Below are 15,189 nucleotides of genomic sequence, written 5' to 3'. Positions count from 1 at the left end.
GGCCGCGGCAGCCTCTCAGTCACGGACGAGTTTGTAGCCGAACCCGCGGACCGTTTCGATCCGGCCGGTTCCGATCTTCTTGCGGAGGCGCAGGACGCACAGGTCCACGACCCGGGTGTCGCCTTCCCACCCGTAGTCCCAGACCTCACGGAGCAGCCGCCGGCGATCCAACACGATGCCGGGTGCTGCGGCGAACTGGAGGAGGAGGCGTAGTTCGGTGGGGGTCAGCGGGACAGGACGGCCGTCGCGGTGCACTTCCAGACCGATGGTGTTCACGGTCACGTCGCCGAAGACCAGCAGCTTGGGGGGCGCTGCCCCGGCCTGGCCCAGGGCCACTGCACCAGCTTGGTTCGAGGTCGCCGCACCGGCTTGGTCGGCGCCTGCACCGCTGTCCGATGGGCGGATGGCAGGCTTCCGCACTTGTTCAGGTCGCTGGAAGCTCGCACGGCGCAGCAGCATACGGATACGGGCGACGAGGACAGCCGTGTCGACGGGTTTGACGACGTAGTCGTCGGCACCTGCCTCCAGGCCCGCGACGACATCGAGGGAATCACCACGAGCGGACATCATCAGGATCGGAACCAGGCTCTCCTCCCGGATCCGCTGACACAGCCCGATCCCGTCGAGCTCGGGCAGCATGACGTCCAGAATCAGCAGGTCATGGGCGCCGGCCCGGAACGCCTCCAGGCCGGCCAGTCCGTCCTCCGCGACCGCGACCACGTAGCCGTAACGCTCCAGGAAAAGCTGGACGGAGCGGCGGATGGCGGCATCGTCCTCGACGACGAGAACACTGACAGGGCCGGGTACACGGTTGACCGACATGTCACCTATCTGCTCATGGGCGGGCAAATGTTGAGCTGTCATGGTAAACAGCCGGCCCGGCGATGCAGCCGGCCGGGGCGGCGGGCAGGCAGTCAGCCGGGCGGCAGGCAGTGCAGTCAGCCGGCCCGGACGGTGCAGTCGGCGGCCGGGCCGACTGGTCACAGCCGTAGCGAGGCCGCGACGGGGAGGTGGTCACTGCCCGTGGCCGGCAGCGACCAGGAAGAGACGGGACTCACTCCCCTGACGAAGATCTGATCGATGCGGACCAGCGGGAACGACGCCGGCCAGGTGAATCCGAAACCGGCGCCCGCCTCCCCCTGCGCGGAGCGCAACTGCGAGGTCAGCGGCCTCAGCGCAGTGTCCTCGCCCGTACCGTTGAAGTCACCCAACACCACGACCCGGGGCAGCCGCTCCGCCCGCACGACCTCGGCGAGGTTCCTGCCCGCCTCATTGCGCCGGGCAGTGGCGAACCCGGCGGCCGGGGATACCCGTACCGACGCGAGATGAGCGGCGAACACAGCGACGGGCCCTTTCGGAGTGTGAACCGTGGCCCGCACCGCACGCGTCCACGGCATGATCGGCACCGGTTCCGCTTCGCGCAGCGGATACGTACTCCACAGCCCGACACCCTGGTGCACCGAGTGATACGGGAAGTTCGCGGCCAGCTCACGCTCGTACACAGGTGTCGTCTTCGACGACAGCTCTTCCAGAGCAAGCACGTGCGCCCCGGACCTGGCCAGCGCACGCGCAGTCTGCCCAGGCTCACGGTTCGCCTCGCCCACGTTGTGAGTGACCACGACCAGGTCTCCGCCGGCGGCGGTCTTGTCGACGACCACACCGCCGAAGAGAGACACCCACATGACCGCGGGCGCGACCACGGCAACCGCCGCGAACCGGGAACGCCGTACCACCGCCCACGCGAGCAGCACGGGGACACACAAGCCGGCCCACGGCAGAAACGTCTCAAACAAACTGCCCATGCCGAACCCGTTCGGGACCTGAGCGTGCAGCAGCATCAGCAACGCACCGCACAACGCCGACACGGCGATCAACCGGTCGCTACGACCTGCGGGGATCCAGCCTGCACGACGCGACCGTGCACCGCCCCCAGGCGGGTCTGCCGGGTCGGACGGCCCCGCCTTCGGGTCGACAGGGCCCGCCAGGACGGCGGATCCCGTCCGGGCAGCGGGTCCGGCGTGCCCGGTAGGTCCGGTGTGGACGGCCGACCCCGCCTGAGCGGCAGGCGCCGACTGGACGGCGGCATCGGGGCGGTGGGGAGTACTCGGCATGGCAACAACCTCCGGCATGGCGTACACCGGACATCGGGTACGGACACACGATCACGCGGCCACGCTTCCGGCCGACCCAGGCACCGCTTCCAGCGCCCCACAACCATGTTTCAAACGCGTATCGGCCCCAGCCCGCCCAACGAGGTCGGACCAGCCTCCGGCCCCGCACCGCCGGGCGGCGGCAACCGCGCCAGTCGGGCGGCACGCCTGCCTCATTGCAAAGCCCGGAGCAACGTGGCGAGCGCCGCTGCGATCTCCACTGGATCCGGGGGCAGGGTGATCACTGCGTCGGCATGGCTCCAGTCGGCCAGCCATGCGTCCTGTGGTCGTCCGATCAGAAGCAGGACCGGTGGGCACTGGAAGATCTCGTTCTTGATCTGTCGGCACACGCCCGTCCCACCGGCGGGAACCGCCTCACCATCCAGTACGCAGGCGTCGATGCGAACCGTTTCCAGCGTCAGCAGGACCGCGGAATGAGTCGCGCACTCGACGAACCTGACCGGCGGCACGTCGGGCGCGGGCCTGCGGCCGACAGCCACGCGAGCATGCGCCCGCACGCCGGCGTCACTGCTGTACAGAAGGACTGAGACGGTCGAAGACATGATTTCTCCGGCTGCGCGACCAACGAAGGCGGACCGGATCCATGGCCGCCCGCCGGCCGCCGGAAGTCTGGATGTTCATATCTGCGCATACAGGGTATTCCCAAATGTTCGGGACTAACCGGACGTCCGCCCTGTCCGTACGGGGCGGACACGCGATGTCACACGGCGGTGATCACCGATGACTCAATGCAAGATCCCCGACTACCGCACCGGCCATCGCGGTCGACACTGGACACATGCCCTGCGCTGCGCGCAGAGGAACGGAGCGGTCATCGTCACCGACGAGACCGGGGAGCCCGTGTGCTACGCCCACGAGGCGTCCGGGCCCGGTCGCTTCAGGCCCTGGACCACCGAGGCAGGATCCCGCTACGACAGCCACGACGTCCACCCCGAGTGGTGACGGGCGGGCATGCACGGGCACGGCCGTGAGCCCACCTTTCGGCAGGGAGTGGGCCCACGGCCGTGCGGAACGGGGACGAGTGGCGTGTTACGCCGCTCGCCCCACCTTTCTTCGGTCATGCATGCGGAATTCGCGGGGTTCCGTGGGTGGCTCATCGTCGGACCGGTCTGCACCGGCGTGGAAGGCGCGAAACCCGCGCGCCGCTCGACTGCCGGCGATAAGCCCGGGGTTTGAGTGCGGTGATCGGGAGCAGGCGTCGTTCAAGACCAATCCGGTTCCATACAGGAGGAGGTCCCGATGTCGGGCACGGAGAAGAGCAAGGCACACGTCGAGCAGGCCAAGGGCAAGGCCAAGGAAGCCGTGGGCCGCACGGTCGGCAACGAGCGGCTGACTGCCGAAGGTGTCACGGACCAGGCCAAGGGCAAGGCACGTGAGGCCAAGGAAGACGTCAAGGACGAGTTTCGGCGCTGACAGCCCGCCATCACGCCCGCTGGGCCCCGACCTGAGGGACAGGTCGGGGCCCAGCGGGCGTGATGGCGGGCGCACCGCCTGCGTTCGACGGCAGGCGCTTCCACGGCAGGCCGTCCGGCGCCCCGTTGTACGGGTCGCCGGAACAGACCTGCTCATGGGGTGGGTGAGGGTGTGCGGCCCGGCGCTTCGGCTGCGCCGGGCCGCACCCGGGGTTACAGGGCTCGGGTCAGGCGCTCGGTGAGGAGCCGGGTGAAGCGGGCCGGGTCGGGCAGGTCGCCTCCTTCGGCGAGCAGTGCGCCGCCGTAGACCAGTTCGGCGATCTCCGCGAGTGCCGGATCATCGGCGTCGGCGTCGTGCGCCGTGCGCAGGGCGGTGATCAGCGGGTGCGTCGGGTTGAGTTCCAGGATCCGCTTGACGGTGGGCATGTGCTGGCCCATCGCCCGGTACATCTTCTCCAGGGTCGGTGTCACGTCGTGGGCGTCGCCGACGATGCATGCCGCCGAGGTGGTGAGGCGGGACGACAGGCGGACCTGCTTGACCTGCTCCGACAGGGTGGTGGTCAGCCACGGCAGCAGGGCGGCGAAGTCCTGCTCGCGCTGCGCCTTCTCGGCGTCGGCCTCCTGGTCGCCGTCGGCGGAGGCGTCGAGGTCGACCTGACCCTTGGCGATGGACTGCAGGCGGTGGCCGTCGAATCCCGGCACCCGGTCCACCCACACCTCGTCGACGGGGTCGGTGAGGATCAGGACCTCGTACCCCTTGGCCGCGAAGGCCTCCATGTGCGGGGAGTTCTCCACCATCGCGCGGCTCTCGCCCGTCAGGTAGTAGACGGCCTCCTGCCCGTCCTTCATGCGCCCGACGTACTCGCGCAGGGTGGTGGTGCGCTCCGGGTCGTGCGTGGAGGCGGCCGACACCAGCTCGAGCAGGGCCTCGGTGCTGTCGGTGTCCTCGACCAGGCCCTCCTTCAACGCGCGGCCGAACTGCGCCCACACGTTCGCGTAGCGTTCGGCGTCCTTGGACTGCATGTTCTTGAGGGCGCCGAGAACCTTCTTGACGAGGCGCCGGCGTACGCCTCGGATCTGGCGGTCGTGCTGGAGGATCTCGCGGGAGACGTTCAACGACAGGTCATGGGCGTCCACGACTCCCTTGACGAAGCGCAGGTAGTCGGGCATGAGCGCTTCGCAGTCGTCCATGATGAACACCCGCTTGACGTACAGCTGTACGCCGCGCCTCGTCTCACGCGAGAACAGGTCGAAGGGTGCCTGCGAGGGGATGAACAGCAGCGCCTCGTACTCGAAGGTGCCTTCGGCGCGCATGTGGATGGTCTCGGCCGGGGCCAGCCAGTCATGGCTGATCTGCTGGTAGAACTCGTTGTACTCGTCCTCGGTCACTTCCGTGCGCGGCCGGGCCCACAGCGCCTTCATCGAGTTGAGCGTGTCGACATCGCGGGTTGGCTCGCCCTCGGCATCGGTGCGCTCGGTGGCCATCCGGATGGGCCAGCGGATGAAGTCCGAGTACTGCTTGACGATCTGACGGATCTTCGACTCGGACAGGTAGTCGGCGAGCCCGTCCTCACTGTCGGCGGGCTTGAGGTGCAGGGTGACCGAGGTGCCCACCGGCAGGCCCTCGACGGCTTGGATGGTGTAGGCGCCCTCACCGTCGGACTCCCACTCGGTACCGAAGTCGGTGCCGGCCCGCCGGGTGCGCAGGGTGACCTTGTCGGCGACCATGAACGCGGAGTAGAAGCCGACGCCGAACTGCCCGATCAGGTTCTCGGCGGTGGCGGCGTCCTTGGATTCCTTGATCTTCTCCAACAGGCTCGCGGTGCCGGACTTGGCGATCGTGCCGATCAGGTCCACGAGATCGTCCCGGCTCATGCCGATTCCGTTGTCACGGACGGTCAAGGTACGGGCGTCCTGATCGACCTCCAACGAGATGTGCAGGTCGGCGGTGTCGATCTCGGCGATGCCCGAGTCGGTCAGCGATTCCAGCCGCAGCTTGTCCAGTGCGTCGGAGGCGTTCGAGATCAGCTCGCGCAGGAAGATGTCCTTGTTCGAGTAGATCGAGTGAATGACCAGCCGAAGCAACTGGCGCGTCTCTGCCTGGAATTCCAGCGTCTCGACACTGCTAGCCATGGGGTCTCTTTCTGTGGAAGGTGATGAACGGAGAGGTCCTCAACGGACAGGTCTCGGGCGAGTGCGCATCGTTGCCCGCCGAAGGCGTGGTTCGGTCGGGCCGGCCGCCTCGACATTCTGTGACTCTCCGAGGAGGGAGTCATTCATCGTCGGTCGCCGGCGTCATGAGCTGGCCGTCGAGGGCGTCCAGGTAGGCGACGAGGTCGGTGTGGCGGGAATCGAGGTAGCGGCGCATGTCGGCCAGGGGGGTGAGGAGCTCGGCGGCGTCGGCAGCACCGAGGGCGGCGTGCAGGGCGGCCTGAGCCGAGCCCGCTTCGGGCCCGAGGTTGTCGAGCGCGGTGATCCGCCCGGCGAGGCGGCGCAGATCGGCGGCGTTGGCGCGGGCCCAGGTGACTGCGGCGCGTTCGGCGGCCCTGGCCCGGCGGGTGGCCGTCACACGCTGCTCACCGGTGGCGCCGACCGCTCCGGGGCGGCCTCGCAGGTAGCGGCGTTCGGCGGCCTGGCGACTGGCGACGCCGAGGGGACGGGCGAGATCGGCCCAGCTGGCGCCCGCCTCGCGCGCGGTCTCGATCAGGCCGGTCTCCCAGCCGGCGAGCTGTTCGCGTACCAGCCGCAGCAGCACCAGGCAAGCCAGCGCCTGGTCCGGGCCGGGCCCGGCGGCGTCGGGAGCCTCCTGCTGGGCATCGCGCATGGCGTCCTCGATGGCGGCCAGTGCCGCCACCGCGGCAAGGAAGGACGCCGGACTGTGGGCATCGGCGCGGGTCGTGAACGGCTGATCAGCTGCGGTCACGGGCACCCCCCTCGGCCAGTCATCACATCGACGACACCATGCCTGTCATCCATTGGATGACATGTTACAACGGTTTCGGTGAAGCGCATTGGCAGCAACTGCCCAACCTGCTGGAGGTGTTCTCACGATGTTGATGCGCACCGACCCCTTCCGTGAGCTGGACCGTCTGGCGCTGGACCGTCTGGCGCCGCGGCCTATGGGACCGGCCACCTCGAAGCCGTTTATGGGACCGGCCACCTCGAAGCCGTCGGCGATGCCGTTGGACGCCTACCGCGAGGGCGACGGATCTGTGGTCGCCTTCGACATCCCCGGCGTCACCGCAGACGCGATCGACATCGGCGTCGAGCGGACCATGCTCACCGTCAGGGCCGAGCGACGGCCGGTGGCGAGAGCCGACGACGTACAGACGGACGGAAGGTCCGAACGGCCGCCGGGCGCCTTCTCCCGCCCGACCGTGCTCGCCGACGCCCTCGGCTGACTCCTCTTTCCCCGGCCCGCGCTCCTACGCAAGCAAAGGCTGGGGGGGGAGGGACGCCGCGCTCCGGCAAGGCGCGCTGCCAGGACAGCGGGCGTGCCATGAGGCCACGGGCCGTGTCCTGGCCACGGACCGTGTCCTGGCCACCGAGCGGTGGCCGGCATGCGGACTTCTGCGTGGACACTGATCTCGGCCCGGACCATGCCTGTCGCGTCCTTGCAGACGGGGTGGCCTCCCGGTCCAGTACGGCTGGTGGAGGTCACCTCCACGAGGTCGTGGCCCCCGCCGGGTACGCCGGGGAACGCCGGTTCATGGCTCTTCGGGGGCCGCGTGGGCTCGACCGGGCGCGTCGGCATCCGTGCCGGCGGGCTGGACCGGGTTGGCCGTGCGACGTTCTCCCGGTGCGTCGGCCTCCGGGGCCGCGTCGCCATCGCTCAGTGGCGCCTCCGGCATCGCATCGCCATCGACCAGTGGCGCCTTCGACCCCGTACCGTCCCGAGCGTGGCCTGCGGGAGGGTGGCCGTGGTGGTCGGCGGTGCCCCCTTGGGGCTGCCGCAGTGGAGGAGCCGCCGCTGGCGGTCGGAGGGGGCTGCCGCGAACACGGCGCGGGCATGCCCGGCCTGCCTGTCGCCGACTCCGCGGCAGTGCGCGCCGCTGGAGCCGCCCCCGATCCACCGGGGCGATCCGGGCCCTGCTCCGTACCTCGGCGTCGGCAACGACGAAATCCGCTGCGGCAGCGGCAGCGGCTGAAGCAGATCAGCCGGCACAGGGGGTCGGCCTCGGAAGGCCTGTACGGCCCTCAACGTCAGGGAGCACCCGGGGGTGCCCGGCGCGGGCGAAGCCGTGCGCCCGGTTCCGCTCCTCGGGTGCTCCCACGCCATACCCTCCGCGTCGGGTCGCGTGGCGCCGTCGTTCTGCCAAGCTGGGGCACGTGACGGCTGACGCGCGGCAACCCGAGAGGACCGCTGACGGACGGTACGTGATCGTCAACGGCAGACGCTGGCGGGCCACGGATCCCGAGGTGCCGGAGGACGTCGCCGCACGCCTGCGCTCTCACCTCATGGCAGCCCGCCGGGCGGTGGCAACCGCCCGGCGCGCCGAAGACGCGGAAGCCGAACACGCCGCTCGGGCCCGGGTGCACACCGCGAAGGTCGCCCTCGGTGAGCGCGGCACACCATGGTGGGATCAGCCTCAGCCGGAACGCCGCACCCGCTGGAACGAGGGGCTGTCGGCTCTCGACCGAACCGACAGCCAGGAAAGCAACGAAGAAGGATGAGCCGACGCGTTCGGGGCCTTGACGACTCCGGCCCCCATGCCCCGTCGCGTCCCCTTCCGTGCTGTCGTCGGCGGCCTCGCACCCGTACGCCATCGGCGACGGGCCGCTCGTCCGGGAACGGCGGACGGACGACGTTGCCGACCGAACCACGGAGCTCATCGCACAGAGCACGCGACGGCAGGGGCCCTGCCTGCCGTGACGCCGTCCCGCCTCGTCCTGGGCGGACCATCACGGCCGCCATGCCCGCGACCGGTGCACGCGACGATCGGTGATCCTCGGCGCATCACCGTACCGAGGTTGGCCGTGAGCTCGCCCTCGACGTCGGCAAGGAGGTCAGCGCCCACGGCGCACAGGTACTTCTCCCAGGGATGACAGGACATGCCGTGCGCAGATCGCGCTCGCGCGTCGGGGGCGGGGCCGGCCAGGGCGTCGCGTTCCTCGCACGCCGCAACGCGTTCCCGGACAGCGGCGGCCGGATCCGCGTGGAGCTCCGCGCCCCGGGGCCGGAGTCCTGTGATCAGGGCCCGCACGGCCCCTGCGGCCGGGCCTGCCCATGGACACGGCAGCCGTCGCCGGCATCGGCCGACTCAGATGTTTGGAACCCCCGGCACGGTGAAGACGAATGCTGACACCGGTTTTGTCCATCGAGATAGGAGAAGCGCATGGGCATCATTGCCTGGATCCTGATCGGACTGCTCGCGGGCTTCATCGCCAAGGCCCTGATGCCGGGCAAGGACCCCGGCGGAATCATCATCACGATGCTCATCGGCATCGCGGGCGGACTGCTCGGCGGATGGCTCGGCAAGGTCATCTTCGGCGTCGACTCCATAGACGGCTTCTTCGACCTCTCCACCTGGATCGCCGCCATCGTCGGCTCCGTCATCCTCCTGGCCGTCTACCGACTGGTCACCGGCAACAAGCACCGTCACCGCCACGCCTGACCGGCCCCACCCACCCATAGGCCAACGGCTCCCCCCTCCCGAGGGCGGAGCCGTTCCGCTGCCGTCGACGACGCCGCCTTCGAGCGCGGCAGGCCAGTCGGAAGACAGTCGTCGAGGACAACCCTGTGCTCCTCGCGCGGATGCGCCGGGACCGTGGCGCCCTGGCACCACCGCCTCAGATCGCTTCCAGTCATCGACCGGGGCGGCCGGGACCACGCACGGCCGCGGCCGTGCGCTTCGCACGCGATCCGGCAGGTCTCACCGAGGTCACCGGTGAGGAACGGGAGAGCTCGCTGTCCTCGTCGTCACCAGGTCTGATCCCGAACGGCCGCCCGGCCTGCCTCACGGCGGGCGGTTCGCGCCGGTAGTCAGCCGCCAGCACGGACCCTGCCGCCCCTGACGTCCGGGCCGGGACCAGCCGCACCGTCCGACTCGGCACCGGCACCGGCACCGGCACCGGCAGACGTGCGCCCCGGACCGCCGCCTCACCGAGAAGCCCCTGCGTCAGGCCGTCCGGATCCGGTCCCGTACTTCCGGCCGCACCTCGAACCCGGCCGCCTTGTACGTGGCGACGCCGCCGACGTGGGAACTCGGCGTGCCCACACGCACGCTCGACGAGCCCATCTCCCGCAGCGCGGCCGTGCCGGCCACGGTGATCGCCCGGCCAATAGCCGCGACCACGGTGGTCCTCGTGGACGCCCATCGGCTCGACCAGCCCATCGTCCTGCAGAGGCCGGCGCCGGGCAGGCTCGTCCCCCTGTTGTTCGGCCGCCACGGTCCTGCTCGTGCTGACCGCGTACGCCGCGTCCCGCGCCCGCCGCGGGGCCCCGAGGTACCCGTCTACGGATGGTGAACCGCATCGGCCCGGTGGACTGACGGGGCAACCTCCATGGCCGGAAGCGGATCCCCCTGCCACACCCGTGGAGGAACGGCTCGGCGCGGCACGCTGGAGGGGCGTCGCTCGCAGGCCGCGGCATCATCCGGCCGCGACGGGCAAGGCGGTCTGGCATGACGACTCAGACGGACGCGGCCACGAGGCCCTCCCGGCTTCTGGTGTTGGTGCCCGCACAGGTGAGCCTCATGGTGGGGCTGGGGCTACTGTTGACCCGGGGCTCCGTGGCCGGCCTACTCGCCCCCGTGGAGGACCGGGTCACCCATGCGTTCGCCGCCGGCCGGACAACCGTGGCCGACACTCTCACGGGCGGGCTGTCGATGGTGGCCGGGACCGAGGCGATCATCGCGGTGGCGCTGCTCTGCGTCGCCGCGCTGCTCCTGCTGCCGTCGTCGCCCCGTTGGGCGGAGGCGGTGTTCCTCGGCGCCTCGGTCGCCGTGCAGTCGGCGATCTTCCTGGTCGTGACCGTCTGCGTGCAGCGGGCCCGCCCCGCCGTGCCCCACCTCGACGCGGCTCCGCCGACGTCGAGCTTCCCGTCCGGTCATGTCGGGGCCTCGGTCGCCCTGTTCGGAGGGCTGGCCGTGCTGGCACTGAGGCGTCTGCGGGGCCCGTGGCGGTACGTCGCCGTGACAGCGCTGCTGCTCGTACCACCGCTGGTGGGCCTGTCGCGGCTGTACCGGGGCATGCACCATCCCACCGACGTCGTGGGCGGCCTGGTCAACGGCACGCTGGCTCTTCTCGTGGTCGGGTCGGTGTTCCTCGCCGGACGCGAACCGCACACCGCCGGCGACGGCCGCCACCGTCGGCCCTTCCCCGCCGCGGCCCCGTCAGGGACCTCGGGCGGACTCCCGGCAGGCCGAGTGGTCGTCGTCCGACATCCGCACGCCTGCGACGACCCGCTCGCCGACCGTGTACGAACCGTCCTGGAGGCCCGCGGCTACCGGCATCAGCAGTGGACGAGGACCACGGCTCAGCGGCCGAGCGGCGACCTCGACGCGATCTGTGCCGCCCCGGCGCCGGACGGGACCGCGCGGACCCGCGTCGACCTGGTCGTCGCCTGCGGAGGGGACGGCACCGTCCGGGCCTGCGCCGACGTGGTGACCGGCACCGGGATCGCACTCGCCGTCGTGCCCTGCGGCACCGGCAACCTGCTCGCCCGCAACCTGGGGCTCCCCCTGGACCCGGCGACGGCCCTGGACGAGGCACTGGGCGGGGACTGCTTCGGCATCGACGTGGGGCGCGTGCGGGGCGACCGCCTCGCGCCCGCCCGGTTCACCGTCATGGCGGGGGCGGGATTCGACGCCGCCATGGTCCGCGACGCGTCGCCTCGGCTCAAGGCACGGCTGGGCTGGGCCGCCTACCTCCTGGCAGCGGCCCGGCACCTCCGGGATCCCCGCAGCCAGGTGTCGATCCGGGTGGACGGCGGACCACGCCGCCGCCACCGGGCCCTCATGGTCGTCGTCGGCAACGTCGGCACGCTGCAGGGCGGAATCGAACTCCTGCCGGGGGCCCGCGCCGACAGCGGACAGTTGGACGTCGTGCTGTTCGACCCGGAGGGCGCGGCCGGGTGGCTCACCGCGACCGGGCACCTCGTGTCACGCGCCCTGCGCCCACGCTCCCCCGAGTCGCGGCAGAAGACAGGAACGCCGCGAACAGGGAGCGACCCCGCCTCATCCGGCCGACGGTCCGTCGCCGGTGGCGCCCTGACGTACTACAGCGGCCGACGCATCGACATCCGGTTCGCCGGGACGCAGCCCCGCGAGATCGACGGGGACACCGTCGCCGACGGACGCCGACTGGTCGTGGAGACGGAACCGGGCGCGCTGCGTGTACGGCTGCCGCGCGCTGCGGGGTCCACCGTGCTGCGCCCCGAAGCCTCCGCCCCGCGCCGTAACCGCGGCAGCGGCGCCGTACCCCGGGCCGCCGGGACCCCGGACCGTCCCCTCCCAGCCGACGTCCTCGCGCCGCTCGCGCCGAGGCGCACACAGTCAGGATCATGATGGGCACCGCCACACGTGTACCGCAGAGACGCGACGTCCGGGGCGAGGAACTGTCCGGCGACGAGGCGTGGGCCGCGCTGCGCCGCTACGGGGGCTGGCGACTGGCCCGGGACTCCTTCGTACGGTTCCGCTACGCCGACGGCTTCAGTCACTCCCGCGCCCTGGCCCTGCAGACCGTGCTGTCCATCGTGCCGCTGGCCATCGCCGCCATCGGCCTGTCGAGCGTGCTGCACACCGAGGACATCGGCCGTGTCGCGGAACTGACGATACGCCGGATCACCAGCGGGCCGAGCCAGCAGTTGGTCGACGAGGCACTGCGCGAGAGCCGGCGGCACGCCGACGACGGCGGCCAGGCGGCCCTCTGGCTGGGTCTGCTGTTCTCCCTGGTGAACGTGACGACCAGTCTGTGCCAGGTGGAGCGCGGTGCCAATCGCATCTACGGGAACGAGCGCGACCGGCCGTTCCTCCACAAGTACGTCCGGGGGTTGGTGATGGCCGCGCTCGCCGGGCTCCCTCTGGGCCTCAGCTTCGTCGTCACGGTCCTCGGCAGCGATCTCACGCACTCGTTCGCAGAGGTCTACCGACTCGGATCCGGCACCGTGCGGGCCTGGGAGGTTTTGCGCTGGCCGATCGGGGTCCTCTTGGCCGTCCTGGCGACCAGCGCCATCTTCCGCCTCTCACCGCGCCGCGCCCAACCGGGCTACACCTGGCTCGCCTTCGGCGCCGTCGTCTATCTGCTCCTGTGGATCACGGCGACCTGGGCCCTGAGCCTGTACGTCGGTGCAAGCGGCTCGTTCACCACCGTCTACGGACCCCTGAGCGCGATCGTCTCCCTGCTCCTGTGGTCCTACCTGACCTCGCTGGCCCTCTTCCTCGGCCTCGCGTTCGCCGCACAGCTGGAGGCCGCGCGCGCGGGCGTGAAGGAGCCGGTGGGCCAGGACCCCGGAGTCTGACCGCATCCCACACGAGCCGGATCCGGCTCATCCACGCGACACGTAAGGAAGTCTGCTTCACCATGGCACAGCGCACCACGCGAGCCCCGAGGCCCGGCGTCCGGGCCTTGAACCCCCGTCACCGCAGTGCCGACGCGACCTTCGGGACGCGGCTCGTCCTGGCGGCGATCGCCACCGCCGTGGTGGCCGTCCCCTTCGCGCTCGCCCTGGTGCTGGTCGAGTCCCAGTGGCCGCCGCTGCACCGGCTCGACCGGACTACGGCCGACCGACTGCACCAGACCGCCCTCGAGCACCCGAGCTGGGTGAGCGTCCTGGAGTTCCTCACCAGCTATGTGTGGGATCCGGTCACGATGCGCCTTCTGGTCGCCGTGGTGGTGGTGTGGCTGCTGACGCGCCGCGCGTGGCGCCTGGCCGCGTGGGCCTCCGTCACGACGGTGGCCGGCGGCCTGATCGGCCTGCTGACGAAGCACATGGTCGAACGCGCCCGCCCTCACCTGCCGGATCCGGTGTCCCATGCTCCCGGCTTCTCCTTCCCCTCCGGGCACGCGATGACCGCGACCACCTCCTGTGCGGTGCTCCTGCTGGTCCTGATGCCCCTGGTGCCGCGCGCCTGGCGCCCGCTGCCCTGGCTTCTGGCCGTCACCGCGGCCCTGGGGGTGGGGTACACCAGGGTCGCACTCGGAGTGCACTGGGTGAGCGACGTCGTCGGCGGGTGGTTGCTCGGCGTCACCGTCGTCACGGCGACGACCCTGGTCTTCGAAGCCTGGCGGCTCGACACCGGGCGTCGACGCACGACGCCCGCACAGGGCCTGGAACCGGAGCTCGCGTCAGCCGCACCGGAACCGCCCCTGGACCTGCGCCACGCACCGGCCCCGTCGGACGAGCCTCACGACCCGTCCCGTACACATCGCTCCGGATGACGGGCGGGGCCGCCTGCTGCAGGAGCTCGGGGTGGGTGAGGTCGTCCGGTGCGTCTGTCACGACGGTGGGGCTACGCCGTGCTCACCAGGAAGGACCTCCTCCTCTTCCGGAACCTCCTGGCGCCGAAGGCGACCCGCGTGCCGGGGCCGCCGGTGATCCTGCGGGGCTCGTACGGCATGCTCGACTCCGCGGACGTCCTGGTGAACGGGAAACCACACAAGCTGCACGGCTCGAAGCCCGACCCGAAGGGCGAGCTCCTCGAAGCGGCAGGAAAGCTCCTGCCGCCGGATTCGCCCCTGCGACCCGGCGGCGGGAAGCGGACGTCCACGTGGATACGGCGGCACCCGGTGTCGGTGGCCGTCGGGGTCGCTGCGGTGCTGGTCGCGGGGCTGAGCGGGCCCGGGCAGCCGGATGCCGTGGCGCAGGGCGGTTCGGAACACGCGCGGACCGTACCCGACTTCCGCGGTGCCGCCCTAGCCTCGGCCGCTGCGACGGCACGCCGCGGGTCGTGGTGGGTGACGGCTGCCGACGCCTCGTCCGCGTACCGGCCGGTGGCCGCCTCACGGGCCGACTGGCGCGTCTGCTTCCAGAGGCCCTCCCCCGGTGAGCCGATCCGCCCGAGCATCAGGACGCTGGCGTTGTACGCGTTTCCGGAGGCGGAGCCGTGCCCTTCGGAACTGGACGGGGCCCGGCGCGTCGTGATGCCGGACCTCGTCGGCGCGCGGTTCGACGCCGCGTCGCGGGTGCTCGCGGCGCTCGACCTCGACCGTGTGACGCGCTTCCACGCGTACACCGGTCAGCGACTGGACGGCCGGCGCCGGAACCTGGCGGACTGGCAGGTGTGCCGGCAGCAGCCGGAGGCGGACATCGAGGTGCCCGTGACAACGCAGGTCGACGTGTGGCTCCTTGGTACGGGAGTCTCCTGCACCGCGCCGAGCCCGACCCCCAAGCCGAAGCCCGAGCCGATACCCGATTCCTCGTCGGGGGCGCGGGCAATGCGACTCCCCCACCTCGTGCACAGCCGACTCGCGACTCCGGCTCCCACGGTGGTACGTCGGCAGGCAGCGGTGACGGGACACAGGGCGGCGCATCTTCCGGGGTCTCCGGTTCCTCCGGTTCCTCCGGTTCCTCTAGGTGTATTGATCACGAGCGTTGTTAACGCCGGCCAGGTCTTGATCATGGCGAAGACCTCCGGTGTGGTGGAGGTGTCTAGGACTACACCGCA

The 15,189-nt window shown here is 70.9% G+C and carries 12 protein-coding genes and 4 pseudogenes; 9 read left to right on the top strand and 7 right to left on the bottom strand.

All coding sequences use genetic code 11. From position 1 onward, the window contains the following. Positions 1–15: 15 nt before the first annotated feature. From ACZ4XX_RS32000 to ACZ4XX_RS31990, 3 genes are all read right to left on the bottom strand, one after another. Complete coding sequence (locus ACZ4XX_RS32000) at positions 16–822, bottom strand: response regulator transcription factor (RefSeq protein ID WP_468511391.1); 807 nt, start codon at positions 820–822, stop codon at positions 16–18. A 158-nt stretch (positions 823–980) separates the two neighbouring features. Further along, complete coding sequence (locus tag ACZ4XX_RS31995; RefSeq protein ID WP_468511359.1) at positions 981–1,874, bottom strand: endonuclease/exonuclease/phosphatase family protein; 894 nt, start codon at positions 1,872–1,874, stop codon at positions 981–983. A gap of 449 nt (positions 1,875–2,323) precedes the next feature. Then, the gene (locus tag ACZ4XX_RS31990; protein ID WP_468511358.1) at positions 2,324–2,713 is read right to left on the bottom strand and encodes a hypothetical protein; all 390 of its coding nucleotides are present in this window, start codon (positions 2,711–2,713) and stop codon (positions 2,324–2,326) included. A gap of 178 nt (positions 2,714–2,891) precedes the next feature. Here ACZ4XX_RS31990 and ACZ4XX_RS31985 point away from each other — a divergent pair, with 178 nt between their 5' ends. Then, positions 2,892–3,113, top strand: a complete 222-nt coding sequence (locus ACZ4XX_RS31985) for a hypothetical protein (RefSeq protein WP_468511357.1) — start codon at positions 2,892–2,894, stop codon at positions 3,111–3,113. Positions 3,114–3,410: 297 nt separating this feature from the next. Next, positions 3,411–3,584, top strand: a complete 174-nt coding sequence (locus ACZ4XX_RS31980) for a CsbD family protein (protein ID WP_468511356.1) — start codon at positions 3,411–3,413, stop codon at positions 3,582–3,584. A gap of 212 nt (positions 3,585–3,796) precedes the next feature. On the opposite strand, the gene htpG is transcribed toward ACZ4XX_RS31980, so the two are convergent. Both htpG and ACZ4XX_RS31970 read right to left on the bottom strand, forming a co-directional pair. Next, the gene (htpG, locus tag ACZ4XX_RS31975; RefSeq protein WP_468511355.1) at positions 3,797–5,716 is read right to left on the bottom strand and encodes a molecular chaperone HtpG; all 1,920 of its coding nucleotides are present in this window, start codon (positions 5,714–5,716) and stop codon (positions 3,797–3,799) included. 139 nt (positions 5,717–5,855) lie between these two features. Continuing rightward, positions 5,856–6,506 (bottom strand): type III effector protein, encoded by a 651-nt coding sequence (locus ACZ4XX_RS31970; RefSeq protein ID WP_468511354.1) that lies wholly within the window; start codon positions 6,504–6,506, stop codon positions 5,856–5,858. A 127-nt stretch (positions 6,507–6,633) separates the two neighbouring features. On the opposite strand from ACZ4XX_RS31970, the pseudogene ACZ4XX_RS31965 reads away from it, so the two are divergent. Beyond that, a pseudogene (locus ACZ4XX_RS31965) lies at positions 6,634–6,978 on the top strand (Hsp20/alpha crystallin family protein); the annotation flags it as partial. 167 nt (positions 6,979–7,145) lie between these two features. On the opposite strand, the pseudogene ACZ4XX_RS31960 reads toward ACZ4XX_RS31965, so the two are convergent. After that, positions 7,146–7,337 (bottom strand): annotated as a pseudogene (locus tag ACZ4XX_RS31960) (DUF6296 family protein); the annotation flags it as partial. A gap of 623 nt (positions 7,338–7,960) precedes the next feature. On the opposite strand from ACZ4XX_RS31960, the gene ACZ4XX_RS31955 reads away from it, so the two are divergent. Together ACZ4XX_RS31955 and ACZ4XX_RS31950 are read left to right on the top strand one after the other, a co-directional pair. After that, positions 7,961–8,257 carry a hypothetical protein gene (locus tag ACZ4XX_RS31955; protein ID WP_468511353.1) on the top strand — a complete coding sequence of 99 codons (297 nt, stop codon included), beginning with the start codon at positions 7,961–7,963 and terminating at the stop codon, positions 8,255–8,257. 662 nt (positions 8,258–8,919) lie between these two features. Continuing rightward, on the top strand, positions 8,920–9,198 hold the full coding sequence (locus ACZ4XX_RS31950) for a GlsB/YeaQ/YmgE family stress response membrane protein (RefSeq protein WP_468511352.1): 279 nt from the start codon (positions 8,920–8,922) through the stop codon (positions 9,196–9,198). Positions 9,199–9,702: 504 nt separating this feature from the next. On the opposite strand, the pseudogene ACZ4XX_RS31945 reads toward ACZ4XX_RS31950, so the two are convergent. Continuing rightward, a pseudogene (locus ACZ4XX_RS31945) lies at positions 9,703–9,916 on the bottom strand (GNAT family N-acetyltransferase); the annotation flags it as partial. Positions 9,917–10,206: 290 nt separating this feature from the next. On the opposite strand from ACZ4XX_RS31945, the gene ACZ4XX_RS31940 reads away from it, so the two are divergent. The 4 genes and pseudogenes from ACZ4XX_RS31940 to ACZ4XX_RS31925 all read left to right on the top strand — a co-directional run. Further along, complete coding sequence (locus ACZ4XX_RS31940) at positions 10,207–12,090, top strand: bifunctional phosphatase PAP2/diacylglycerol kinase family protein (RefSeq protein WP_468511351.1); 1,884 nt, start codon at positions 10,207–10,209, stop codon at positions 12,088–12,090. After that, a complete protein-coding gene (locus tag ACZ4XX_RS31935) occupies positions 12,090–13,043 on the top strand; it encodes a YihY/virulence factor BrkB family protein (protein ID WP_468511390.1) in 954 nt (317 codons plus the stop codon). The genes ACZ4XX_RS31940 and ACZ4XX_RS31935 overlap by 1 nt, the downstream gene beginning before the upstream one ends. A gap of 62 nt (positions 13,044–13,105) precedes the next feature. Then, complete coding sequence (locus ACZ4XX_RS31930; RefSeq protein WP_468511350.1) at positions 13,106–13,963, top strand: phosphatase PAP2 family protein; 858 nt, start codon at positions 13,106–13,108, stop codon at positions 13,961–13,963. Positions 13,964–14,041: 78 nt separating this feature from the next. After that, a pseudogene (locus ACZ4XX_RS31925) lies at positions 14,042–15,189 on the top strand (hypothetical protein); the annotation flags it as partial.

The sequence above is a fragment of the Streptomyces sp. NPDC029956 genome (assembly GCF_055574655.1).
Note: the sequence above shows the minus strand (reverse complement) of the source record. Positions and strands in the feature narration are given on the sequence as shown.

Coding starts and splice junctions, on each gene's coding strand:
- ACZ4XX_RS32000 (WP_468511391.1), bottom strand. CDS start 822: ATGTCGGTCAACCGTGTACCCGGCCCTGTCAGTGTTCTCGTCGTCGAG.
- ACZ4XX_RS31990 (WP_468511358.1), bottom strand. CDS start 2,713: ATGTCTTCGACCGTCTCAGTCCTTCTGTACAGCAGTGACGCCGGCGTG.
- ACZ4XX_RS31985 (WP_468511357.1), top strand. CDS start 2,892: ATGACTCAATGCAAGATCCCCGACTACCGCACCGGCCATCGCGGTCGA.
- ACZ4XX_RS31980 (WP_468511356.1), top strand. CDS start 3,411: ATGTCGGGCACGGAGAAGAGCAAGGCACACGTCGAGCAGGCCAAGGGC.
- htpG (WP_468511355.1), bottom strand. CDS start 5,716: ATGGCTAGCAGTGTCGAGACGCTGGAATTCCAGGCAGAGACGCGCCAG.
- ACZ4XX_RS31950 (WP_468511352.1), top strand. CDS start 8,920: ATGGGCATCATTGCCTGGATCCTGATCGGACTGCTCGCGGGCTTCATC.
- ACZ4XX_RS31940 (WP_468511351.1), top strand. CDS start 10,207: ATGACGACTCAGACGGACGCGGCCACGAGGCCCTCCCGGCTTCTGGTG.
- ACZ4XX_RS31935 (WP_468511390.1), top strand. CDS start 12,090: ATGGGCACCGCCACACGTGTACCGCAGAGACGCGACGTCCGGGGCGAG.
- ACZ4XX_RS31930 (WP_468511350.1), top strand. CDS start 13,106: ATGGCACAGCGCACCACGCGAGCCCCGAGGCCCGGCGTCCGGGCCTTG.